Source organism: Methylobacterium sp. UNCCL125 (assembly GCF_900116795.1).
GTDB classification, from domain to species: domain Bacteria; phylum Pseudomonadota; class Alphaproteobacteria; order Rhizobiales; family Beijerinckiaceae; genus Methylobacterium; species Methylobacterium fujisawaense.
In genome coordinates this window covers 203,586-223,856 of record NZ_FPBW01000007.1, presented here as the reverse complement: position 1 = coordinate 223,856, position 20,271 = coordinate 203,586, and the positions used below count along the sequence as shown (strand labels likewise).

Annotated in this window: 26 protein-coding genes; 11 read left to right on the top strand and 15 right to left on the bottom strand. The window is 70.1% G+C overall.

Annotation, left to right across the window (positions count from 1 at the left end; all coding sequences use genetic code 11):
* The first annotated feature begins 123 nt into the window (after positions 1 to 123).
* Complete coding sequence (locus tag BM396_RS09215) at positions 124 to 1,272, top strand: methyl-accepting chemotaxis protein (protein ID WP_244538849.1); 1,149 nt, start codon at positions 124 to 126, stop codon at positions 1,270 to 1,272.
* 40 nt (positions 1,273 to 1,312) lie between these two features.
* Here BM396_RS09215 and uraD read toward each other — a convergent pair whose 3' ends face one another.
* From uraD to BM396_RS09190, 5 genes are all read right to left on the bottom strand, one after another.
* Positions 1,313 to 1,822, bottom strand: coding sequence for a 2-oxo-4-hydroxy-4-carboxy-5-ureidoimidazoline decarboxylase (gene uraD, locus BM396_RS09210; protein ID WP_043379102.1), 510 nt, complete (start codon positions 1,820 to 1,822; stop codon positions 1,313 to 1,315).
* Between the two features lie 338 nt (positions 1,823 to 2,160).
* Complete coding sequence (locus BM396_RS33775) at positions 2,161 to 2,466, bottom strand: DUF2934 domain-containing protein (protein ID WP_043379099.1); 306 nt, start codon at positions 2,464 to 2,466, stop codon at positions 2,161 to 2,163.
* 13 nt (positions 2,467 to 2,479) lie between these two features.
* Positions 2,480 to 2,650, bottom strand: coding sequence for a DUF3606 domain-containing protein (locus BM396_RS09200; protein WP_075381142.1), 171 nt, complete (start codon positions 2,648 to 2,650; stop codon positions 2,480 to 2,482).
* Between the two features lie 238 nt (positions 2,651 to 2,888).
* Positions 2,889 to 3,227 (bottom strand): membrane protein insertion efficiency factor YidD, encoded by a 339-nt coding sequence (gene yidD / locus BM396_RS09195; protein WP_043355364.1) that lies wholly within the window; start codon positions 3,225 to 3,227, stop codon positions 2,889 to 2,891.
* Between the two features lie 4 nt (positions 3,228 to 3,231).
* Entirely contained in the window at positions 3,232 to 3,675 is a 444-nt protein-coding gene (locus BM396_RS09190; protein ID WP_043355362.1) for an iron-sulfur cluster assembly scaffold protein, read from the bottom strand.
* Between the two features lie 239 nt (positions 3,676 to 3,914).
* Between BM396_RS09190 and folE the strand changes: the two genes are divergently transcribed.
* From folE to BM396_RS09170, 4 genes are all read left to right on the top strand, one after another.
* Entirely contained in the window at positions 3,915 to 4,733 is an 819-nt protein-coding gene (gene folE / locus BM396_RS09185) for a GTP cyclohydrolase I FolE (protein ID WP_043379097.1), read from the top strand.
* 20 nt (positions 4,734 to 4,753) lie between these two features.
* Positions 4,754 to 5,176 carry a phosphoribosyl-AMP cyclohydrolase gene (gene hisI, locus BM396_RS09180; protein WP_043355359.1) on the top strand — a complete coding sequence of 141 codons (423 nt, stop codon included), beginning with the start codon at positions 4,754 to 4,756 and terminating at the stop codon, positions 5,174 to 5,176.
* Entirely contained in the window at positions 5,173 to 6,156 is a 984-nt protein-coding gene (locus BM396_RS09175; protein ID WP_043379096.1) for a patatin-like phospholipase family protein, read from the top strand. Before hisI ends, BM396_RS09175 begins: the two co-directional genes overlap by 4 nt.
* Positions 6,157 to 6,253: 97 nt before the next feature.
* A complete protein-coding gene (locus BM396_RS09170) occupies positions 6,254 to 7,825 on the top strand; it encodes an alkaline phosphatase D family protein (protein ID WP_043379093.1) in 1,572 nt (523 codons plus the stop codon).
* A gap of 181 nt (positions 7,826 to 8,006) precedes the next feature.
* Here the strand turns inward: BM396_RS09170 and BM396_RS09165 are convergent, their stop codons facing one another.
* Positions 8,007 to 8,438, bottom strand: coding sequence for a CBS domain-containing protein (locus tag BM396_RS09165; RefSeq protein ID WP_043355353.1), 432 nt, complete (start codon positions 8,436 to 8,438; stop codon positions 8,007 to 8,009).
* Between the two features lie 131 nt (positions 8,439 to 8,569).
* Positions 8,570 to 9,391, bottom strand: coding sequence for a rhomboid family intramembrane serine protease (locus BM396_RS09160; protein WP_043355351.1), 822 nt, complete (start codon positions 9,389 to 9,391; stop codon positions 8,570 to 8,572).
* A 350-nt stretch (positions 9,392 to 9,741) separates the two neighbouring features.
* Between BM396_RS09160 and BM396_RS09155 the strand changes: the two genes are divergently transcribed.
* Together BM396_RS09155 and BM396_RS09150 are read left to right on the top strand one after the other, a co-directional pair.
* A complete protein-coding gene (locus tag BM396_RS09155) occupies positions 9,742 to 10,341 on the top strand; it encodes a PAS domain-containing protein (protein ID WP_043379090.1) in 600 nt (199 codons plus the stop codon).
* Between the two features lie 230 nt (positions 10,342 to 10,571).
* Positions 10,572 to 11,213, top strand: a complete 642-nt coding sequence (locus tag BM396_RS09150) for a PilZ domain-containing protein (RefSeq protein ID WP_043355343.1) — start codon at positions 10,572 to 10,574, stop codon at positions 11,211 to 11,213.
* A gap of 27 nt (positions 11,214 to 11,240) precedes the next feature.
* Here BM396_RS09150 and BM396_RS09145 read toward each other — a convergent pair whose 3' ends face one another.
* Together BM396_RS09145 and BM396_RS09140 are read right to left on the bottom strand one after the other, a co-directional pair.
* Entirely contained in the window at positions 11,241 to 11,822 is a 582-nt protein-coding gene (locus BM396_RS09145; RefSeq protein ID WP_043355341.1) for an SCO family protein, read from the bottom strand.
* 105 nt (positions 11,823 to 11,927) lie between these two features.
* The gene (locus BM396_RS09140) at positions 11,928 to 12,431 is read right to left on the bottom strand and encodes a PRC-barrel domain-containing protein (protein WP_043355339.1); all 504 of its coding nucleotides are present in this window, start codon (positions 12,429 to 12,431) and stop codon (positions 11,928 to 11,930) included.
* A gap of 178 nt (positions 12,432 to 12,609) precedes the next feature.
* Between BM396_RS09140 and BM396_RS09135 the strand changes: the two genes are divergently transcribed.
* Both BM396_RS09135 and BM396_RS09130 read left to right on the top strand, forming a co-directional pair.
* Entirely contained in the window at positions 12,610 to 13,080 is a 471-nt protein-coding gene (locus tag BM396_RS09135) for a tRNA (cytidine(34)-2'-O)-methyltransferase (RefSeq protein ID WP_043379087.1), read from the top strand.
* Between the two features lie 590 nt (positions 13,081 to 13,670).
* On the top strand, positions 13,671 to 14,027 hold the full coding sequence (locus BM396_RS09130; protein WP_043355336.1) for a hypothetical protein: 357 nt from the start codon (positions 13,671 to 13,673) through the stop codon (positions 14,025 to 14,027).
* Here BM396_RS09130 and BM396_RS09125 read toward each other — a convergent pair.
* From BM396_RS09125 to BM396_RS09100, 6 genes are all read right to left on the bottom strand, one after another.
* Positions 14,021 to 15,019, bottom strand: a complete 999-nt coding sequence (locus BM396_RS09125) for a lytic transglycosylase domain-containing protein (protein WP_043379084.1) — start codon at positions 15,017 to 15,019, stop codon at positions 14,021 to 14,023. The two genes, BM396_RS09130 and BM396_RS09125, sit on opposite strands and share 7 nt — an antisense overlap.
* Positions 15,020 to 15,025: 6 nt before the next feature.
* The gene (locus tag BM396_RS09120) at positions 15,026 to 15,937 is read right to left on the bottom strand and encodes a CsgG/HfaB family protein (RefSeq protein WP_043379424.1); all 912 of its coding nucleotides are present in this window, start codon (positions 15,935 to 15,937) and stop codon (positions 15,026 to 15,028) included.
* Positions 15,938 to 16,053: 116 nt separating this feature from the next.
* Positions 16,054 to 16,551, bottom strand: coding sequence for a curli assembly protein CsgF (locus BM396_RS09115; RefSeq protein ID WP_043355333.1), 498 nt, complete (start codon positions 16,549 to 16,551; stop codon positions 16,054 to 16,056).
* A 4-nt stretch (positions 16,552 to 16,555) separates the two neighbouring features.
* On the bottom strand, positions 16,556 to 17,119 hold the full coding sequence (locus BM396_RS09110) for a hypothetical protein (protein WP_244538848.1): 564 nt from the start codon (positions 17,117 to 17,119) through the stop codon (positions 16,556 to 16,558).
* 237 nt (positions 17,120 to 17,356) lie between these two features.
* The gene (csgH, locus tag BM396_RS09105; protein WP_139239475.1) at positions 17,357 to 17,638 is read right to left on the bottom strand and encodes a curli-like amyloid fiber formation chaperone CsgH; all 282 of its coding nucleotides are present in this window, start codon (positions 17,636 to 17,638) and stop codon (positions 17,357 to 17,359) included.
* A 152-nt stretch (positions 17,639 to 17,790) separates the two neighbouring features.
* Positions 17,791 to 18,609, bottom strand: coding sequence for a hypothetical protein (locus BM396_RS09100; protein WP_170867475.1), 819 nt, complete (start codon positions 18,607 to 18,609; stop codon positions 17,791 to 17,793).
* 576 nt (positions 18,610 to 19,185) lie between these two features.
* Here BM396_RS09100 and BM396_RS09095 point away from each other — a divergent pair.
* Entirely contained in the window at positions 19,186 to 19,857 is a 672-nt protein-coding gene (locus BM396_RS09095) for a hypothetical protein (RefSeq protein ID WP_139239473.1), read from the top strand.
* A complete protein-coding gene (locus BM396_RS09090) occupies positions 19,854 to 20,234 on the top strand; it encodes a hypothetical protein (RefSeq protein ID WP_043379074.1) in 381 nt (126 codons plus the stop codon). The genes BM396_RS09095 and BM396_RS09090 overlap by 4 nt, the downstream gene beginning before the upstream one ends.
* The last annotated feature ends 37 nt before the right edge of the window (positions 20,235 to 20,271 follow it).

Below are 20,271 nucleotides of genomic sequence, written 5' to 3'. Positions count from 1 at the left end.
TTCGATTCGGATATCGGAGTGTCCCGCATGTTCAGTTTGCGTCGGCAGCGTCACGTTTCTGACGCGGTCGCAACCCCGGTCATAACGCCTGCGCCGTCCACGATTCCGGCGGCGGCGCTGGTCGTGGAACCTCTGCGTCCCGAACCCGAATCGACCGTCGATCGCGAGTGGCTGTCGCTCCTGGCGCGCCTGTCTGCCTCCGCCTCCGACGCCGGGACCTCCATCGGCTGGATGACCCACGACGCCTCCGGCACCGCCGAGCAGGCCCGTCTGATCGCGGCAGCGAGCGAGGAACTCGCCGCGACGACGGGGGAGATCGCCGCCCGCTCCTCCTCGGCGGCCGAGACTGCCGAGACGGCCCGGGCCGGTATCGTCACCTGCGTGGGCGACCTTCACCGCGCCACCGAGGGCATGCGCGGGATCGAAGAGGGGACTGAAGAGATCGGCAGCCGGCTCGACAGCTTCTCGACCGCCGCCCTGCGGATCGAGGAGATGGCCGGCACCATCGCGGCGATCTCGGCCCAGACCAATCTGCTGGCGCTCAACGCCACCATCGAGGCGGCACGGGCCGGCGAGGCCGGCCGCGGCTTCGCGGTGGTCGCCGCGGAGGTCAAGACGCTGTCGGCGCAGACCGCCAAGGCGACCGACGAGATCCGGGCGCGGGTCAGCGGCCTGCGCGAGGAGATGGCGGCGATGCAGGCCGCGGTGACCCGCAGCCGCAACGCGGTCGAGGCCGGCGCCTCCGCGATGATGCGGGCCAATGCCCGCGTCGAGGCCGAGAGTGGCGCCGTGGCGAATGTGGCGGCGCAGATGCGCGAGGCCTCGGAGATCCTCGGCCAGCAGATGCAGGCCACCGGCGACATCGCCCAGAATGTCGGCCGCATCGCGGAAGGCACCGACAAGGCGCGCCGGGAGATCGGTGACGCCCTGGCGCAGTTGAGTCGGATCGAGGATCTGGGGCGCACCCTGCTCGATCGCCAGATCGGGACCAGCGCGGATCAGCAAGTGATCCGCCTTTCGGCGGATTGCGCGGCCTGGCGCCGCGCGATCGCGGCGACCCTGGTCGGGATGCGCTCGACCGACACGCCGCCGGAGGGGATCCCCGCCGATTCGACGCGCGCCGCCGCCATCGAGCGGCCGCTGGCGCAGGCCCGCGAACAGGCAGCCGCCCTGATCCGCCACGTGCGCAGCCAGGCCTGGGATCAGGCGACCACGGCCTTCGTCGCCTTCGAGGCGGCCGTGAAGGAGGCCCGGTCGTCGATCGAGGCCTGAGACCCGAGCCGGTTCCGGGACCGTCGCGTCGTGGGTCGTCTCACGGCGTGATCAGGCGGTCCAGGCGCATCCGCGTGATCTGGGCGACCTCCTCCAGCGCGGTCGCTTCCTCGACCGCCGGATCCCGGCCGAGCCGAGCCTCGAAGATGGACCGGATCTCGGCCCGTCCCCGGCCCCGAACGGCGATGATGAACGGGAAGCCGAAACGCGCCCGGTAGGCGGCATTCAGGCGGTCGAAGGCTTGCGCGTCGGCCTCGCCCATGCGGTCGAGGCCCGCACTCCCCTGCTCGCTCGCGGAATCCGCGGTGAGGCTGCGGGCGCGGGCCTCGGGCCCGGCGAGTTCCGGATGGCCGTTCAGGAAGGCGCGGCGGGTTTCGGCGGGGGCGGCACGCACCGCCGCCATCATCGCCGCGTGCAGATCGGCGATGCCGGCGAAGGGCCGCCGGGCCCAGGCGGCCCGAGCCACCCAGGGCGCATGCTCGAAGACGCTGCCGAGGAGCGCCTCGAAGGCCGGCGCATCCATGTCGTTCAGGGCGGCGAGACCGGTCACGCGACCGGTCCCGTCTTCGCACCGGGCCGGGCTCGGGCAGCGGGGACGGAGGGCTTCAACGGGGGCTCCTGTCGCACGGGTGAGCGGACGGCCCGTTGCGGTGGAGACCGGGCCTTCGGGGCCGAAGGTTTCTCACGGCGCGCGGATCGCGCAAGGCCCAGCGCAGATCGCGCCCTGCGCGTTGCGCGGCCATGCGGGCGATCCCCAGCGACCTTGTGATGGCCCTCCGCCGATCTCGCACAAGCCGGCCCCGCCGACCAGATGCCGCGCCCCGGGGGCTGTCATCCCGCGCCGCCTGGTCGATGGCGGATGATGCCCCGGTCTCGCTAGACCGCCGCTCAGGCCGGCGGCGAACCGGATGCCGGATGGTTCGGCCGATCCGCGCTCTTCCGGCGCTCCCGCTCCTTGCGCAATTCCCGCTCGGCCAGCAGCCAGAACTCGATCTCGAAACCCTCCGGCCGGTGGTTGCGCTCCCAGAGTTCGTAGGCCCGCTCGCGGATCTGCTCGAACGTGAGGGCATCGGGCGACCTGGCCGGAGGCTGGGTTACAGCGTCGTCGGATCCGGACGAGGGCCCGGGCTCAACCGACGGCGTCACCGCCGCCGGAAGCTCCGGGGGCGGTCGGAAATCGGGGGGCACGTCCACGATGCCACCGCGCTCAGGAGGCCGGCTTGTCGAGATAGGCGGCCACGCTCGTGATCCGGCTTCCAACCATGGTCACAGCCTTGCGCAGCCGCTCCTCGCTGACGCCGAAGCGCTGTGCCCACTCCTCGCGGATGGCGCGGTCATAGATGTCGATATGCGTCTTGCCTCTGAATTCGGTGGACATTCTGTGCCCGCTCCGGTTCGCCGTGAGCCGCGGACATGCCGGGCTCTCCGCAAGGACAACCGGGGTCGAAGCCTTCGGTTGCGGCCGGTCGCACGGCGAGCGCCGCCGGCTCGCGGACCGTATCCCGTACCGGGTCGACGTGGCCTAGTGGACGGGTCGGAGCTACGGGCTGATCGGGTGCCGGAGCATCGACCCCGTCGCCTGCTGCTTCAGCTGAAACAGGCCGGGATCGCGACCTTCACCGCGCGTCCGCTCCACGCCCCTCCGCCACCGCCTCACAGGCGAAGGGTGACGGCGGCGCCTCGACGCCGCGCCAGCGGCCATAGGCCCAGGGGCGGTACCACGCCGATCCCGCGGGCAGCTGCTCCGGCACGAGATCGATCCCGTGGGTTCCGAACGGGCCGCAGCGGCAGATCCGGGCGACGCCCATCCAGCCGCCGGGCCAGACCCCGTGCCGGGCGATGGCCGTATCGGTGTATTCGGAGCAGCTCGGCCAATGACGGCACTGGCGGCCGATCAGACCCGACAGGGTGAGCTGATACAGGCGGATCGCCCAATGGGCGGCGCGCCGGACCATGCCCTCAGGCGGCCCGTCGCTTGGCGGCGATCTGATCGAGGGCGTCCACCACCGCGTCGAAGGTCAGGAGCGTCGAGGCATGGCGCGCCTTGAACGCCCGCACCGGCTCCAGCACCGCGAGGTCCGCCCAGGCGCCATCGGGCGCAGGCCCGTTCTCCTTGAGCATCGCCCGCATGGTCTCGCGGACGCCGCGCAGCTCCTCCGCCGTGGTGCCGACCACGTGCCGGCCCATCAGCGACGAGGAGGCCTGGCCCAGGGCGCAGGCCCTCACCTCGTGGGCGAAATCCGTCACCCGGCCGTCCTCGCCGAGGACGAGGTCGACCGTCACGGTCGAGCCGCAGAGGCGGGAATGGGCGGTGGCGCTGGCATCCGGGTTCTCCAGCCGACCGAGCCGGGGGATGTCGGCGGCGAGTTCCAGGATACGGCGGTTGTAGATATCGTCGAGCATCGGGTCCTCAACCGGAGGCGTCAATCCCATCGGGACTCTGCCGCGTGCATCGCGCATTGCGCGTTGCCCCGCGAACGATGATATAGGCGCCGTACGGTCGCTTCGCGAGGAGGCGGGCCGTCGACCAGGGTCGCGCCCACGGCCACGGTGGTGCTCACGGCTTTAGACCATCCCGGGGCGCCGGCTTGAAACCTTTTCGAGCCCGGGAACTTCCCTCGAACGCCCGACCCGATCCGACGATGTACGCAAAGCCCGACAGCACCCCGATGAAGTCCCGCATCGCGCGGGCCGGAGATGCCATGGATGCCGCGCTCAAATCCTTGTCCTACCAGGGCGATGGCCAGGGTTTCGGCCGGAACGGGAGTGATGGGCAAGGGCTGAACGGCATGCGCAATGACAATCGGCCGGTGGATGACGGGCGTCCCATCGAGGTCGCGCCCGAGCCAGCTTCCGCCACCCGCGTCCCGGACGGGATCGAGACCGGCCGCCCGAGCCGCGCCGAGGCCGAGGCCGCCGTGCGCACGCTCCTGCGCTGGGCCGGCGACGATCCGACCCGCGAGGGCCTGCTCGACACGCCGGCCCGGGTGACCAAGGCCTACGAGCAGCTGTTCGGCGGCTATGGGGTCGATGCCGAGAAGCTCCTCGAACGCGTCTTCGAGGAGGTCGAGGGCTACTCGGACATCGTGCTGGTGCGCGACATCCCGTTCCACTCCCATTGCGAGCACCACATGGTGCCGTTCATGGGCCTCGCCCACATCGCCTACTACCCGACCCGGGGCGTGGTCGGCCTGTCGAAGCTCGCCCGCGTGGTCGACACCTTCGCCCGCCGCCTGCAGACCCAGGAGACGATGACCGCCCAGATCGCCGACGTGATCGAGAGCATCCTCAAGCCCCGCGGCGTCGCCGTGATGGTGGAGGCCGAGCATCTCTGCATGGCGATGCGCGGCGTCCAGAAGGCCGGCGTCTCGACCATCACCAGCCAGTTCCGCGGCGTCTTCAAGGACAATGCCAACGAGCAGGTCCGCTTCCTGACCCTGGTGCGCGGCGGCGCCAAGTAGCCTCAGGCGACGACCTGCCCATGACTGCCCGCGACATCGCTTTCGCTCCCCCCGGCACCCGCGCCGAGGTCGAGGAAGGTACGGCCCTCACGCCCCGATTCGACCGCGACGGGCTCGTCGCCTGCATCGCGGTGGACGCGCAAGACGGGCGGGTGCTGATGCTCGCCCACATGAACGCCGAATCGCTGGCGCGCACGCTCGAGACCGGCGAGGCTTGGTACTGGTCGCGCTCGCGGGGCGAACTCTGGCACAAGGGGGCGACCAGCGGTCAGATCCAGCGCGTGGTCGAGATGCGGGTCGATTGCGACCAGGACGCCCTGCTGATCCGCGTCGAGGTCGGGGGCGACGGCGGCTGCTGCCACACCGGCCGGCGGGACTGCTTCTACCGCAGCGTCGTCCGTGAGGCGGACGGCCAGGTCGTCCTGAAGGCCGCCGGGCGATGAACCACCCTCTTGCCACACGGTGGCAAGACGAATCCGCCGATCCCCATTTCCTTCCCGGAACCGTCGAGCCGGTCCGGCCGTCGCCGAGTGCCGGACCGCGGGTCGGGCTCGCGCTCGGCGGCGGCTCGGCCCGGGGCTGGGCGCATATCGGGGTGATCCGTGCCCTGGAGGAAGCCGGCATCCATCCGACCGTTGTGGCGGGCTGCTCCATCGGCGCGGTGGTCGGCGCCTGCTACGCGGCCGGGCGCCTCGACCGGCTCGAAGCCTTCGCCCGGGCGCTGACCCGGCGCCGCGTCGTCGGGCTCATCGATCCCCGTCTGCCGGGCTCCGGCCTGATCGCCGGCAACCGCCTGCGCCAGCGCCTCGCCGCGGATCTCGGCGCGCGCCGCATCGAGACGCTGCCCATCCGCTTCGGCTGCGTCGCCACCGAGTACGGCACCGGCGACGAGATCAGCCTCACCGAGGGCCCGGCGGTGGATGCGGTGCGCGCCTCCTACGCGATTCCCGGCCTGTTCCCACCGGTGGCCCACGCGGGCCGCGTGCTGATGGACGGGACTCTGGTCAACCCGGTGCCGGTGGCGTTGGCCCGGGCGCTGGGTGCCGACCTGGTCATCTGCGTGAACCTCAACGGCGATACCGGCGGTCCGGTGGTGCGCGAGGCGCCGCATCCGCCCCCGCGCCGGGGCCTTCTGCAGGTGGTGCGCGGACGCCTGCCGGGTTTCGACCGTCCCGAGCCCGAGCTCGCCGTACCGGGCATCGCCCGGGTGGTGCTCGACGCCTTCAACACCACCCAGGATCGGATCTCGCGGGCGCGGCTGGAACGCGACCCGCCGGACGTCGCCATCGGCCCGGATCTCGGCGCCTTCGGGCTGTTCGATTTCCACCGCGCCGCGGAGGGCATTGCTCTGGGGCACCGCGCCGCCCGGGCCGCCCTGCCCCGGATCCGCACTATGCTTGAAGGTGCCGCGGCTCGGGCGTGAGGCTGTCGGGACCCGATCCAGCCCGCCTGCGTGCCCGCCCGTCATCCGGCTGTCGCGACCGCCTGCGATGGGCGCCCTGCATACTGGAGGGCTTCCAATGTATACGAGTCGCCGTCAGATCCTGCTGTCCGGGGGCGCGAGCCTCGTCGGGCTGGCCTCCGGCCTCGGGCGCCCCAGCCTGAGCCGTGCCGCCGACCGGCCGGTCCTCACACACGGCCTGCAATCGGGCGATGTCGGCACCGACTCGGCGGTCGTCTGGGCGCGCTCCGACCGGCCCGCCCGGGCGATCGTCGAATGGGCGACCACCGAGAGCTTTTCCGACATCCGCGGCGGCGTCTTCGCCGACGCCCTGCCCGAGACCGATGGCACCGTGAAGGTGGCCCTGACCGGGCTGCCGGCCGGCCAGGACGTGTTCTACCGGGTCCGCCTCCAGGACATCGCCGCCCCGACGATTGTCGGACCGGCTCAGATCGGCCGGTTCCGTACCGCGCCGGCGGACAGGCGCACGGTGTCGTTCTGCTGGTCGGGCGACACGGCGGGCCAGGGCTGGGGCATCGACGAGGCCCGCGGCGGCATGACGATCTACTCGGCCATCCTGAAGAACCGGCCGGACTTCTTCATCCATTCCGGCGACACGATCTACGCCGACGGGCCGATCCAGTCCGAGGTGAAGCTCCCCGACGGCAGCCTGTGGCGCAACCGGGTCACCGAGGAGGTGGCCAAGCCCGCCGAGACGCTCGCGGAGTTCCGGGGCCGGCACAAGTACAACCTCACCGACCGGAACGTGCTGGCGATGAACGCCGCCGTGCCGATCCTGGCGCAGTGGGACGACCACGAGGTCACCAACAACTGGTGGCCGGGCGAACCCCTCACCCGGGCCGAGCACCTCAAGAAGAAATACTCCGACCCGAACGTCCTGGCCCTGCAGCTGCGGGCGGCCAAGGCGTTTCACGAGTACATGCCGATGCGCTTCGAGCCGGCGGAACCCGGCCGGGTCTACCGCAAGATCGCCTACGGTCCGCTGGTCGACGTGTTCATGCTCGACATGCGCTCCTACCGGGGGCCGAACGGCGAGAACAAGCAGACGGAGTACGGCCCCGAATCCCACTTCCTCGGGCCGCAGCAACTCGCGTGGCTGAAGCAGGCGCTGCTCGACTCCCGCGCGACCTGGAAGGTGATCGCCGCCGACATGCCCCTCGGCCTCGTGGTGACCTACGACGTCGACCGGAATTTCGGCTCGGAGGCGGTGGCGCAGGGCGACGGGCCGCCCCTGGGGCGCGAACTGGAGATCGCCGACCTCCTGCGCTTCATCAAGAGCGCGGGGATCCGCAACACGGTCTGGCTCACGGCCGACGTGCACTACACGGCCGCCCACTACTACGACCCCAACAAGGCGCAGTTCCAGGATTTCGACCCGTTCTGGGAGTTCGTCTCCGGCCCGCTGCACGCGGGCACCTTCGGGCCGAACGCCCTGGACAACACGTTCGGGCCGCAGCTGCGCTTCGTGAAGGCGCCCGACAAGGGTCAGGTGAACCTGTCGCCGGCCGCCGGCTACCAGTTCTTCGGGCACGTGGCGGTGGACGGTCGGACCGAGCAGATGACCGTGACCCTCAAGGACGCGGCCGACACCGACCTCTGGCACGTCACCCTCGATCCCGTGAAGGCGTGAAACGGACCGCGGGCGATCATGGGCTTGAGCTGTCGGCCCGCTCGTCCGTCGACGCGGAGACGCGCAGGTCCCCTCTCCCGTGCGGGAGAGGGCGCGCGCGTCGCGCTCCGGCACCGGCCGCCTGCTCTGAACCGGTGAAGCCCGGGGGCGGAGGGCGCGAGAGACGTGAGGCTTCGCGCCCCTACGCCATCGTGATGTAGTCGCGCAGGGCCTGCTGCTCGGCCTCGACGGAGGCGATCTTGCGCGCCACCACGTCGCCGATCGAGACGAGGCCGATCAGCCGCCCGTCCTCGCAGACCGGCACGTGGCGGAAGCGCCCATCGGTCATCAGCGCCATGACCTCCTCGATCGTGGTGCTCCGACCGCAAGTCGTGACCGCGGTGGTCATATGGGCCGAGACCGGCGCGTCGAAGGCCGAGCCTCCGTGCCGGGCCAGCGCACGCATGATGTCCCGCTCGGAGATGATGCCCGCCACCGTCCCGTCGGCATGGGCGGCCACCAGGGCACCGATCCGCTTGTCGGCGAGGATCTGGATCACGTCCTCCAGTGTCTTGTCGGGGCTCACGGTGACGACGGAGCTTCCCTTCTCGGCGAGGATGCGTGCGACGGTCATGGCTCTCTCCCTTGTGACGCGTCCGGTACGCCGTCAGCCCGCGGCGCCCTGATTGCGTTCTCGGCCGGGTTGGGCCCGGCGCGTTCACATTGTGGCGAGTGTGTGACCGATCCGGCCGGATGGCAAGGTGCTCAGTGCCGCCGCGGCTCCCGAGGGTCGACGAGGGGGAACAGGAAGAAGCCCGCGATGAAGCCGCCGAGATGCGCGTCCCAGGCGATGGCGGCGTTCTCGCCGACCAGCGGCATGCTGACGAGGCCGAAGAGCAGGTTGGTCAGGAGCCAGATCACCAGGAACGACACGGCCGTCCGGTTGCGCAGCAATTCGGGGATCGTCTCGGCGGGCCGGGCCGGCGGCACCTGCCAGGCCGGCGCGCCGTAGCCGGAGACCGGCGGCTGGAACACGAAGCGGGCGGCGGCGGCCATCAGGGCCGAGATCCCCGCCGAGGCGCCGACCAGCGGCCCGGCGCCCAGGGGATCGATCAGGATGTGGAACAGGCCCCCGGCCGCGGTGCCGGCAAGGGCGAGGACGCACCAGCGCAGGGCGCCGCAGCGGCGCGCCACCGGGGCGCCGAAGGCCGCGAGCCAGACGCTGTTGAAGATCACGTGCATCCACGAGCCGTGCAGCAGCGCGTAGGTGACGAGCGTCCAGGGCTGGAGGGCGTGCTCGCCCACGATGTAGCGGGCGAAGGCCTCGCGGGCCGCCTCAAGGCTGGGATCGCCCGTATCGGCGGCCGCGCGGATCACCTCGGTGGCTTGGCCGGGATCGAACCAGAGGGTCCAGCGCGCCGGGATCAGCGCCAGATCGAGGACGAGGCGGATGTCCCAGGTGTCCGGCAGCAGGAACTCGCGCACCGCCTGGATCGCCAGAAGTAGCCCGATCGCGAGGGTGACAACCCCCGGCATGTTGAACACGGGCACGCGGCTCTGCCGCGGAAAGTCGGGGGAGGCATCCATCGCGGCACCATGTCGGGGCGCGGCGCGACTGGGCAAGCCCCGGCGACGTATTGAAGCTCGCAAAGACGCAGAGGATACCAGTCCATCACACGGCGCCCATCTGTCTTCGCACCGGTTCCGCCCCGGATGACGGCTGAGCGCCGCGCGGGGTGCGACGATTGTGTCGCCGGCCCTGACGCGCTAACCCCCGGGCCGCGCGTCGCCGGTCGGTCCAGCGATGCGCGGACGCACCGGGCCGGCACGGCCCATGCGCCCAGACGCGGTGAGCGCCCGGATCGGCCCGTCACACCCGCGCGGATGTGCCAGAGTGATCCGGGGATGAACCACAGGCGTTGAGAATCGGGACACCGATGAAACATCCCACCAGCCGCATGCTCCACGCCTACTGGGAGCGCCTGCGCGGAGAGCGGGCTGCTCCGGAGCGCGCCGAGATCGAGCCGGGCGAGATCCGGCACCTTCTCGCCGACAGCCTGATTTTGGAACTCGACATGCTCGCCCGTTCCGCGACGATCCGGCTCGCAGGGACGCGGGTCTGCGCCCTGTATGGCCGTGAACTGAAGGGTGAGCCCTTCGCCCGGCTCTGGGGCTCCCGGGCCCCGGATCCCTGGCGGATCGTCGAGATCGTCGCCAGCGACACGCTCGGCGTCGTGGCGGGCCTGCGCGGCACGAATGCGGCCGGCGAGGCGGCGGACCTCGAACTCCTGCTCCTGCCCCTGCGCCACCGCGGCCGGACCCAGGTCCGCGCCCTCGGCACCCTGAGCCTCGACGGTGCGCCGCACTGGCTCGGCCTGCGCCCGCTGATGGAAGCCGAGACAACCTCCCTACGCATCCTGCCCAGCCGCCGTCCCGAGGCGGGGCCGCCCGCCCGCACCGCCGTGCGCACGAGCGCCACCTATCCCGGACCGGTGCGCCACGGTCACCTCCTCGTCCACGCCGGCGGACGCGCCTGAGGATTGTATTCATTCGAAGATTCACTGGGATGACGCTCGCTGCCACGAGCGGATCCGCGCGGGAATCCGAGAACACCGTCACGGCGAAAGTCGATCGCGCCCGTCGAGGCAACGTCCGATAGTGAATGCTTCTACAGGGCCGAAACACGCAGAAGCAGGAAAAAAGGGTTTCGTAACAGTCCGAGCTTAGTCTGTACCGGCCTTTATCTCGGCGTAGGACCTATCTCGGAATGATCGCGGTCGCGGCCACCGCCGGAACAGATCGACGCGGGGCGCCCCCCGAGCCGGCGCGCGGTGCGGCCGACCAGCGCCGGCACCAGCGCGTGCGGGTCGCCGTGCTCGGCCGCTACATGCTGGCCGATCGTCGGGAGTACCCCTGCCAGACGGTGGACATGTCGCCGGGCGGCGTGCGGCTGACCTGCGCGGTGCAGGGCGAAGTCGGCGAACGCGTGGTGCTCTACCTGGAGCATATCGGCCGGATCGAAGGCGTGATCGCCCGCCCCTGCGCGGACGGCTTTGCGGTCCAGCTCAACGCCACGCCGCGCAAGCGGGACAAGCTCGCCTCCCAGCTCACCTGGCTGGCCAACCGGGAGATGCTGGGGCTGCCGGAGGGGCGCTCGCACGAGCGTCTCGTCCCGACCAACACGGCCGTGATCCTGCGCGTCGAGAGCGGCCGCGAGATCAGGGCACGCCTCATCGACATCTCGATGTCGGGCGTGGCGATCTCCTGCCCGGTGCCGCTGCCTCTCGGCGCCGCCGTCACGGTGGGCAGCACGCCGGGGCGGCTGGTCCGCTATTTCGAGGGCGGCTTCGGCGTGCAGTTCCTGCTGCCCCTCTCCCCCGACCGCTTCCATGCCGGGATGACGCTGTAGCGCGTCCCCGGCCGGACCACCCCGCGCTCAGATCTTCCTGGCGAGCTGCGCAGCGACCTCGTCGGCCGGCCGGGTCAGGTCGAGGGCGCCGAGGAAGTGGTTCTGCGCGTCCATGATGTACACCAGGGCGGTATGCTCCATCGTGTAGTCGCCGTCCTTGGCCGGCACCTTGCGGGCATAGGCCCGGTACGCCTTCTCGGTGGCGGTGACCTGCTCGGGGGTCCCGGTGAGGCCGGTGATGCGCGGATCGAAACTCGACAGGTAGGTCTTCAGGCTCGCCGGATCGTCCCGCTCGGGATCCACCGTGATGAAGGCGACCCGCATCGCCTGGCCCTTCGGCCCGAGGGCGGCCAGCACGGCGGAGATCTGCTGCAGGGTGGTCGGGCAGACATCCGGGCAGTGAGTGAAGCCGAAGAACACGAGATGGGTGGCCCCGGCGAAATCGCGCTCGGTGACGGTGCGTCCGTCCTGGTTCACGAGGGTGAACGGGCCGCCGACGCCGGGTACGCCCACCGGCGCCTTGTCGGGCAGGAACGCGAACACCGCCGCCCCGGTGAGGCCCACGAGGCCGAGGCAGAAGGCGAGAAGCGGGACGAGGGCGCGGCGCATGGGACGGGTTCCGACCTCCGGGGGAGGCCGGCACAGCACACAACGGCGCGCGGAGGCAAGCCGGCGCGGTGCCGCCGGCCGCCCGGCCCCGCGCCGTCGGCGCGGTCAGGGCTTCTGCGCCGGCTCCCCCGCGGGGCTCGCCGGAGCGGCGCCCTTCGGCGGCTCCTTGCCGAGATAGACGTATTCCGGCGCCGCCCGGAGCTGGTCCTTGGTCGTGTCGATCCGTGCCTGAAGGGTCTTGCCGTCGGTGCGGTCGAGCTTGAGCACGGACGGGTCGACCGCGACGTATTTCGAGCCGATCCCCAGGAAGCCGCCGACCCCGATGATCCAGGCCTTCACGGCGCCCTTCTGGTCGAGGACGAAATCGGCGATCTGCCCGATCGTCTCGTTGGCGCCGTTGACGACGCTGGAGCCGATCAGCTTGCTGGCGACCATGTCGTCGGGGGTCTGAGCCACGAAGGTCGGGCGCAGGTTGTCGGCCATGGTGGCGGGTGCGCCGGGAACCGGGGTCGCGGCGCTGCCGCCGTCCGGCTTGGTGCCGTCGGTCTGCGCCGAGGCGGTGGCGAGGCCGGCCAGCAGGAGGGCCGAGGCGAGGAGCGGGGTGCGCATCGGAGCAGGTCTTTCAGACGGAGGCCGAACATGGGGTGGCGCCGCCTCAAGGTTCTGGCGGGGCTTAAGTTCCGCCCGGTCTCGGCGTCGACGGGGGCCGCCGCGGCGGTTTGCCGGCTGTGCGTCGTCGGCGCGGGCCTTTGACGGCGCGGGCCCCACCCCGCACAAGGCGGGTGTCATGCTCCGCCTCGCCCTCTACCAGCCCGACATTCCCCAGAACACCGGCACGATGCTGCGCATGGCCGCCTGCCTGGGGCTCGCGGTGGAGATCGTGGAACCCGCGGGCTTCGATGTCTCCGACCGGCACCTGCGCCGCTCCGGGCTCGACTACCTCGACCACGTGGCGATCACGCGGCACCGCTCCTTCGCGGCCTTCGCGGCGTGGCGGGCCGAGGCCGGGATCCGGCTCGTCCTCGCAACCACGGCGGGCGCCCTGCCCTACACGGACTTCGCCTTCCGCCCGGACGATTGCGTGATGATGGGACGCGAATCCGCCGGCGTACCGGAGGCGGTGCACGCGGCGGCCGATGCCCGGATCGTGGTGCCGATCCGGCCCGGACTGCGCTCGCTCAACGTCGCGGTTGCGGCCGCGATGATCGCCGGCGAAGCCGTGCGGCAGGTGGGCGGGCCATCGCGGGCCGGCGTCTAGAATCTGAACGCGGCCGGATTGGCCGCGCGAACGGCTGCGTTCGACCCGATGCCGTCACTCAGCGGACTGTGACGCCATCCCTTAGGCGGACCGTGCGGGCTGCACGGGGCCGTCGGCAGAGTGATCCGCCCCCCCGTGAAGGGGCAGTCCTTTTGGCGCTGCAGCTTGCCGCGCTCCGGCGGATCGCTTCGAGCGGCCCTCACCGACATCCCACCGGATCGCCGTGCCGTTGCCGATCAGGCCCGTCCTGGAGGCATCGGTCGGACGAGGGGGCGCCTGCGCCAGGTTCCGCCGCTTGCAGGCCACCAGGAGCCGGCCGTCTCGCCGATATGACTTGCGGATGTAGAGATGGCCCCCTCGGCGGCGCGGCGGTCCGCCGTGCGCCGGTCGATGCTGCGAAACGGGGCAGCGAAGTCGGGCGGGCCTCGGCCGCGCGCCCGACCGGCGGCCGCGGCCCAGATCTGGCCTCTGGAGATCGAGCGAAATCAGAATTTCGGAACTGGCAGGATAGGTGAATGTTCTGATAGACGCTGAATAATGTAGGTTCAGGCCGACGCAGCGACTCGCCTGCACGGCCGTGAGGTTCGTCCATGTCCGGATTTGCACTGCGGACGATTGTGTTCGCCGCCGCCGCCGCGGGGAGCATCACCGCCGCTGCGGCGCAGGGCGCGCCGGTGCCGAACGTGAACGACTGCACCTTCATCCGCGACCCGACGGCCCTCCGGGACTGCATCGAACTCTACGAGGGGCAGCGCCTCGCGCCCGGCCCGCGACCGGCTGCGTTTCAGCGGGCGCCGGTGATCGACCGGTCCCTGCTTGAGGCGGCGGGCCCAATCCCGGCGGCGGGGGCATCACGGCGCGGGAAGCGGCGCAGGCTTCGGCAGAGCCGCCAGCCGACCACGCCCGCCCAGGCGGTCCGGATCGAGCAGCTCGCGCCCCCTCAATAGACCGCCTGGACGAGGCAGGTGCGGCCTTCGCCGTTCAGGACCGCGCAGAGGGCCTGCTCGGAGCGCGGCTGCGGGCTCCGTGCCGACGGGCGCTGGGGCCTCGTCCTGGCGGAGCGCGCCGTCGACGGCACGGGCCCGTCGCGCAAGACCGGCTCGGTCCCCAGCAGGGACGCAGGACGCAGGAGCGGGTCGGCGCGGCCGGCCCAGGCAGAGCCGAGACTGCGCGGGGCGAGGAAGGCCAGCGCCGTCCCCGGCAGGGACCGGCCGCTCTGCAGGGCCCACTCCTCCAGGGGGCGGCCCGTGATGCGGATCACGTAGTCGCGCGTCTCGGCGGGCATGCCCGAACGGCCGTCGAGCCATCCGCGCACGCGCTGAGGGCCGGCATTGTACGCGGCGGCCGCCAAACCGAGATTGCCGAAGCGCGCGCGGTGCTCGCGCAGGAGTTCGGCGGATTTCGGAATCGCCTCCACGGGATCGAACGGGTTTCGCAGGCCGCGCTCGGCGGCGGTCCCGGGCATGAACTGGGCGATTCCCTGTGCGCCGACCGGACTGACCGCATAGGGATTGAGGCCGCTCTCCTGACGCAGAAGGCGCAGGAAGAAGTCGGGCGGCAGGTCGTTGGCCGCGGCCGCGGTCGCGATCAGCCGGTCCAGGTCGCCATCACCCCGCGAGAACAGCAGCGACGCGGCATCGATCGGCTGGAACGCGCCCCGATCCAGGACCAGAAGGTCGGCCATGGCCGGACTGATCGCCGGACTGATCGCCGGCCACCGGACCAGGCTGGCCACTGGCCCAATCGGCGGCGGCGCACTTTGCGCGAAGGGTGTGAGGTCGGCCGCATCCGGCGCCATCGGGGCACGCGCGGTGCTCGATGCCCGGGGCGCGATGATCGGGGTCAGGGCGGCGGCCAGAACGAGACAGAGGGCGAGCGGCCCCCGCACGCCCCTGCGGCGGTGGCCGAACTGGAGCGGGCGTGCGACGGGCTCCAGCATGGCGGTTCAGGACTTGACCACCACCGGCCCCACCGGCGCCACCGGCGCCTCTGCGGCCGGAACCTCGAGCGGCGTCGGCTTGTCGCGGGCGAGGTACGCGTCGACCAAGCGCGTCCCGAGCACCGGGTCCCGGAAGCGCCAGAGCTTCTTGCGCGTGCCTTCCATGATCGTCGCGTAGACGGCGAGGTCGATCGCCTCGCGGACGGCCATCTGGGTCGGCTCGTTGCGGGTCACGCCCGCCTCGACCTGCAGCAGCTTGGCCACCGCCACGTAGCGGTACGCGTTGGCGTTGAGGGCGACCGAGTAGATCGTCTTCGTCACCGTGACGCTGTTGAGCACCTCGCCGCTCTGCACGGAGACGATGCGCATCGCCACCGTCACCTCGTCGCGCCGGTATTTGGTGTCGCCGCCGATGCCCAGAAGGTTGGCGCCGGCGCCGCCCGTGACGGTGTTGGCATCGTAGCCGATGATGCCGCCCTCCACGATCAGGCCGGCGAACCGGATCGGCGGCAGCGGCTTGGCCTCCACGCCCTCGAATTCCTGGCGCGTGGCCCGGATGAGCTGCCGCTCCTGCAGCAGATTGGCGAGACCGGTGCGCTCCACCACCGAGAACCACTGGCCGCGGCCGGCGCGCCGCAGGGCGTCGACCACGAAGGCGCCCCCGCCCTGCGTGACCGCGCGGGAATATTCCGCGATGTTGTCGTTCGGCTTGTTCTGACCGGTGAGGTCCGGGAAGCTGTAGATCGCGATGTCGACCCGGCGAGTCGGCGGCGGCAGCGTCTCCAGATTGAGGTCGGTGGGCGACGGCGGCGTCACCACCGGGGCCTGGGCGAGCAGCTCCCGCTCCCAGGGGGCGCAGGCGGCGAGGCCCGCACACAGGATGACGGCGCCGACCAGGCTGTTCAGAAGGCTACGCACGGGCAACGCCGTCTCCGTTCCGGTCCGCATGCCGGTCCGCCGCGTCCGCTCGCGCGGCACAGGTCGGCGAAGCCGGCCGCCAAGGATGATCGGTTTCCATCGTCCTGCGCCCGGCTTCAGGGCGCGCCCGAGAGCGGCGTCGTGGCGATCGCGCTGCCGCCGGCCGCCGCCGTCGCCGGGACGACGATGGTGGTGGTCGACTGGCCGTCGAAGATCTGGAGCTGGATGTTGGTCCCCAGACGCTGGAACGTGACCTGGGATCCGCCGAAGCTGTAGCTGCCACTCTGCTGGGCGTTCTCGCCGAAGAGGGCCTGGGTGATCTGGTTCGCCAGCGAGCTGTAGATCTGCGTCTGCAACTGCTGGGCGAAAATCTGACCGGGGGTCTTGGTGTTGGCGTTGCTCTGGGCCGCCGAGAACAGCTGCTGGTCGCGCTGGGCGGACCGTTGCGCGTCGTTCTGGGCGGCGGCCTCGGCCTGCAGCCAGGCGCCGTTCAGGGGGCTTCCCCCGAAGGACGGGTTGATCGGCTGGTAGACGAGGCTGCTGGCCTGCGCCTCTACGCCCGCAAGGAGAGCCGTGCCGCAGACGAGCGGCCCGAGGAGACGGGACAAGCGCATGGGGTTACCTCCGGGTGACCGAGACGTTGGCGCCGTTGCCGACTTGCGTGATGCTGATCGGCAGGGCGTTGTTGCCCTGCTGCTGCGCCGAGATGGCGTTGTTGTCGCCGCGGACCGTGATCGTCGCGACCGCGCCGCTGCCGTCCTGCCGGGTGCCGACGGTGTTGGAATCGCCGAAGACCGAGACTGTCGACTGATTGTAGGAGCCTGTCTGCTGCTGCGTCACCGTATTGCGCGCGCCGATGATGCTCTGGATCGCGACATTCCCGTAGCCCGACATGTCGATCGTGGAGATGTTGCCTGTTCCGACCTGAAGGGCCCGGGCTTGATTGGCTGCCGGCTGGGGCGGGAGGCTCGGGCTGAGCAGCAGGATGCCGGACTGGTTGCCCAGGATGTAGTCGCTCTCCTGGATCGCCCGCCCCGGAGCACCGGCCGCGGCGCGTTGGGCTAGGGCTTGGATCTGTTCGATCGCGACGCGATCCTGGGCCGCCGCCGAGCCGGCCATGAGCGGGAGGACGAAGAGCAGCACTTGACCTGCGGTCCGGCTGCGGCGCGTGCGGCGCATCATCTGTCCCCCCTGCTTGTTTGGCCCACCTTAAATCAGTGCTATTCGATAACGTACAGCAAAATATCTTATCCACACGGCTTCTAAGCCGGCGTGTGGTGACTATGGCACAATGAATTCTGATAAGAATCGACCCGCTGCCGCCGTTGGCAGCCCATGTCAATGAATCGACGGATAATTTCCCGATAACGAAAAAGTGGTATGTCAACCGACTGACATCGGCGATTATCGATCAGCCGATCAAAGATCGTATATGCTGATATGACCGCAGTTGATCTTGCGCCCGTCGATCAGCACGGACGCGTCGATCCGGAGCTGGCCGTTCGGCAGGACGCTGACGGTCAGATTGCCGACATCCCGGGTTTCGCCGGGGGCGAGGTCGAAGCCACCGCCCTGCTGCATCGTCGCGGTGCCTGCCGGATCCGATTTCCGCACGACCAGGCTGTACCGCCCTGCGGTGCCGCGGGGCGCCTCGACGCGAAGAGCCAGACGCGTCGTTTCGGCCGAGCGGCTCTCGACCACGCGACAGAGGACGGGCGGATCGACGGTGAGGCTGGGCATGATCGAGACTGCGCCTGCGATCGAAGACGCTGGGATGGCGAGAGAAGGGACGCTCCCGCAGGAGCGCCCCTTCCAGGACACGTCAGACTGGGGATGGGCCTCAGCCCGATCCATTAGTGCTGGCGGATCGTCACGCTGTTGAAGCCGCCGATCTGCGCGAAAGCAGCATTGGCCGAGTTCGCCGACTGCGTGATGGATCCATAATTGCCGAAGCCGTTCTGATAGCCGAAGGCGCCGACAGACGATCCGGTCTGCGTGATCGACGCCTCGTTGCCTCGGCCGATCTGGAGCAGGGCGGCGTAGTTGGTGTTGCCGTTCTGGCTGATGTTGCCTACGTTATAGTCGCCGGACTGGACGATCGCGGCATAGGCGTTGTCAGCTCTGTAGTCTTGCGTGATGCGGGCCCTGTTGTTGTCGCCGTTGAACTGGAAAATGCCCGCGTAGGTGTTCTTCGATCCGGCCTCGGCGGTGATCCACGCCTTGTTCTTGTCGCCGTTCTGCTGGAACTGCGCCACGCCGTTGGTCCCGAGCTGATTCGAGTCGACGGAGTTGGCGATGCCTTGCTGGAACGAGCCGTTGGCGACGCCGATCGTCGGATTGCCGTAGCGATTGCCGGCGATCGTGCTCACGGTGTTGTTCGAGCCGCCCTGCGTGACCTTCAGTTCGTTGAACGCACCGTTCTGCAGAATGGTCTGGGCGCCGTTCGAGACGCCGTTCAGGTTGCTCTCCGACAGATTCGGGACTGACAGGTCGACATTGGTCGAGAGCTTGCCGGCCTTATTGTTCGTTCCGGTCTGATCGACAGTCGCGGAGTTCGATAGACCGCGCTGGATGACGAAGGCTTCGTTCGCGGTAGTTCCAGCGCCCATGACGGGGGTCTGGGACTGCGCCGAGGCGCCTGTCGCAAAGGCCGTCAGACCGGCGACCGCCACGGACGCCAGAACAACTGACTTGAACATAGATAAACTCCCATTTTTATTTATGTGTCCTCTCGAACACAATCTATGCCATCGCAGTCGCTCTATCGTTACAGCGATTTAACGGCTTGTTAAGCGTATCCATAAGCCGATGATGGGTGTCAAGCGTGAGTTAGGCAAAAATCTACAATCTTTACAATTTTCTGGATTCATTTTTCAGATAAAAATGCCGTGAATTCAGTATGGATGGCGCGTCGAAAGACGAACATTCTCAACTGTTTAAAGTGGCCCTGCCGCGATCGCTGACTTAGAATCCATTCCACGGGATAGGCAGTCTTCGTTAGTGCCATCACAGGTCGGTATAGGCGTGTTAAATTGGTCACATCAGTTATGGCTGAAAGTGGTATGTTGCTGGCCAAGCAAGAATGCTCCGAAAGGTGATGTGGGACGGGTCTCACAGGGCCATGCCGCCGTCGCCGCTTAGGATCCGTCGACTGTGCTTGAGCCGAAAGGTTTTCGCGGACGACGAAGAGATCGAATTCACCGCAAGACGAAAAATCGTCTGCGATATGCGTTGGGTGGGAGGCTACGATGAGGCAGCGCGGCCGATCGCTGATGCAGGTCCTGCTCGCCACCGCGACCCTGGGGTCCGTCGGCGCCAACTCGGCCGAGGCTCCGCCCGCGGCCCCGGCCCCGCCGGCAGCCTCACCACAGACACCGCCCGCGCAGCAGCCAGCCTCCGCCAGGGCCGCGTCGACGCAACCGGCGCCCGCCCCCGCGGGCTGCGACGCCACCTGCGTGCGCGCCAACAACGAGATCGCGTCCCAGATCTGCGCGCCGCGGATCGAGGCGCAGGCGCCGACGGATTTCGAGTGGGTCTCGCGGCCCTTCGCCAAGATCTTCCAGCAGGCGGAGGCGCCCGAGGGCGCCGCCACGGTGGTGCGCTATCGGGGGGATTCGATCCGCTTCCTCAGCCCCGCGAAGGAATGGGTGCGGGTGACCTACGAGTGCGGGTTCGATGCGGCCAACCGCTCGGTCGCGTATGTGCGGGTGCGGCTCGGCCGGCTCGACCAGGCGGACGCGCCCGCACAGCCGCCGCAGCAGGTCCGGGCCAATGCTCCGTCCCCGCAGCCGATGGCGCCCCAGGCGCAGCAGCAGGCTGGCCGCGTCGGGGCGCCGGTCCCACGCAGGCTGCTTCCGTCGGAGCCGAGCGAGGTCGAGATCCGGCAGGTCAACCCGCGGATCCGGCAGGCGCAGCCATGATCCCGACCCGGTCCCGGCAAGCCAGGTCCCGGCAAGCCAAGGCCGTCCTGGCCCTGCTGGCCGGCCTCGGTGCGGCCCCCGCCGCCGCGCAGCCGAGCCCGCTCTCGGTGAACGATTGCACCTTGCTGCCGGACCCGGGCGCCCTGCGGCGCTGCCTCGATCAGGCGGAGGGACGCGTGGTGGCGCCCCTGCCGCCGGTCGCGGGGCCGGCCACATCCGAGCGCCCCGAACAGGTGGTGCAGGCCGCGCGCGGCGCCCCGGTCGCCAAGCCCGGCGCCAAGCCCGGCGCCCTGCCGCCGACGGATTTCCTCGGCAACAGGCGGGAGCCCGCACCGCGGGCCCATCCGTCGGGACGGACGGTCATCGATCTCCAGTGACGCCTGCACGGCGTCGATCCGGCGTCGATCCGGCGTC

Excerpts from the sequence above, each read along its gene's own strand:
- BM396_RS09160 (WP_043355351.1), bottom strand. The coding sequence starts at position 9,391 with ATGGATGCCTCCCCCGACTTTCCGCGGCAGAGCCGCGTGCCCGTGTTC.
- BM396_RS09165 (WP_043355353.1), bottom strand. The coding sequence starts at position 8,438 with ATGACCGTCGCACGCATCCTCGCCGAGAAGGGAAGCTCCGTCGTCACC.
- BM396_RS09145 (WP_043355341.1), bottom strand. The coding sequence starts at position 11,822 with ATGCGCCGCGCCCTCGTCCCGCTTCTCGCCTTCTGCCTCGGCCTCGTG.
- BM396_RS09125 (WP_043379084.1), bottom strand. The coding sequence starts at position 15,019 with ATGCTGGAGCCCGTCGCACGCCCGCTCCAGTTCGGCCACCGCCGCAGG.
- BM396_RS09095 (WP_139239473.1), top strand. The coding sequence starts at position 19,186 with ATGAGGCAGCGCGGCCGATCGCTGATGCAGGTCCTGCTCGCCACCGCG.
- BM396_RS09110 (WP_244538848.1), bottom strand. The coding sequence starts at position 17,119 with ATGATGCGCCGCACGCGCCGCAGCCGGACCGCAGGTCAAGTGCTGCTC.
- BM396_RS09155 (WP_043379090.1), top strand. The coding sequence starts at position 9,742 with ATGAAACATCCCACCAGCCGCATGCTCCACGCCTACTGGGAGCGCCTG.
- BM396_RS09190 (WP_043355362.1), bottom strand. The coding sequence starts at position 3,675 with ATGCTCGACGATATCTACAACCGCCGTATCCTGGAACTCGCCGCCGAC.
- BM396_RS09135 (WP_043379087.1), top strand. The coding sequence starts at position 12,610 with ATGCTCCGCCTCGCCCTCTACCAGCCCGACATTCCCCAGAACACCGGC.
- BM396_RS09200 (WP_075381142.1), bottom strand. The coding sequence starts at position 2,650 with ATGTCCACCGAATTCAGAGGCAAGACGCATATCGACATCTATGACCGC.
- BM396_RS09115 (WP_043355333.1), bottom strand. The coding sequence starts at position 16,551 with ATGCGCTTGTCCCGTCTCCTCGGGCCGCTCGTCTGCGGCACGGCTCTC.
- BM396_RS09130 (WP_043355336.1), top strand. The coding sequence starts at position 13,671 with ATGTCCGGATTTGCACTGCGGACGATTGTGTTCGCCGCCGCCGCCGCG.
- hisI (WP_043355359.1), top strand. The coding sequence starts at position 4,754 with ATGACTGCCCGCGACATCGCTTTCGCTCCCCCCGGCACCCGCGCCGAG.
- BM396_RS09170 (WP_043379093.1), top strand. The coding sequence starts at position 6,254 with ATGTATACGAGTCGCCGTCAGATCCTGCTGTCCGGGGGCGCGAGCCTC.
- yidD (WP_043355364.1), bottom strand. The coding sequence starts at position 3,227 with ATGGTCCGGCGCGCCGCCCATTGGGCGATCCGCCTGTATCAGCTCACC.
- BM396_RS09140 (WP_043355339.1), bottom strand. The coding sequence starts at position 12,431 with ATGCGCACCCCGCTCCTCGCCTCGGCCCTCCTGCTGGCCGGCCTCGCC.
- BM396_RS09090 (WP_043379074.1), top strand. The coding sequence starts at position 19,854 with ATGATCCCGACCCGGTCCCGGCAAGCCAGGTCCCGGCAAGCCAAGGCC.
- BM396_RS09175 (WP_043379096.1), top strand. The coding sequence starts at position 5,173 with ATGAACCACCCTCTTGCCACACGGTGGCAAGACGAATCCGCCGATCCC.
- folE (WP_043379097.1), top strand. The coding sequence starts at position 3,915 with ATGTACGCAAAGCCCGACAGCACCCCGATGAAGTCCCGCATCGCGCGG.
- BM396_RS09150 (WP_043355343.1), top strand. The coding sequence starts at position 10,572 with ATGATCGCGGTCGCGGCCACCGCCGGAACAGATCGACGCGGGGCGCCC.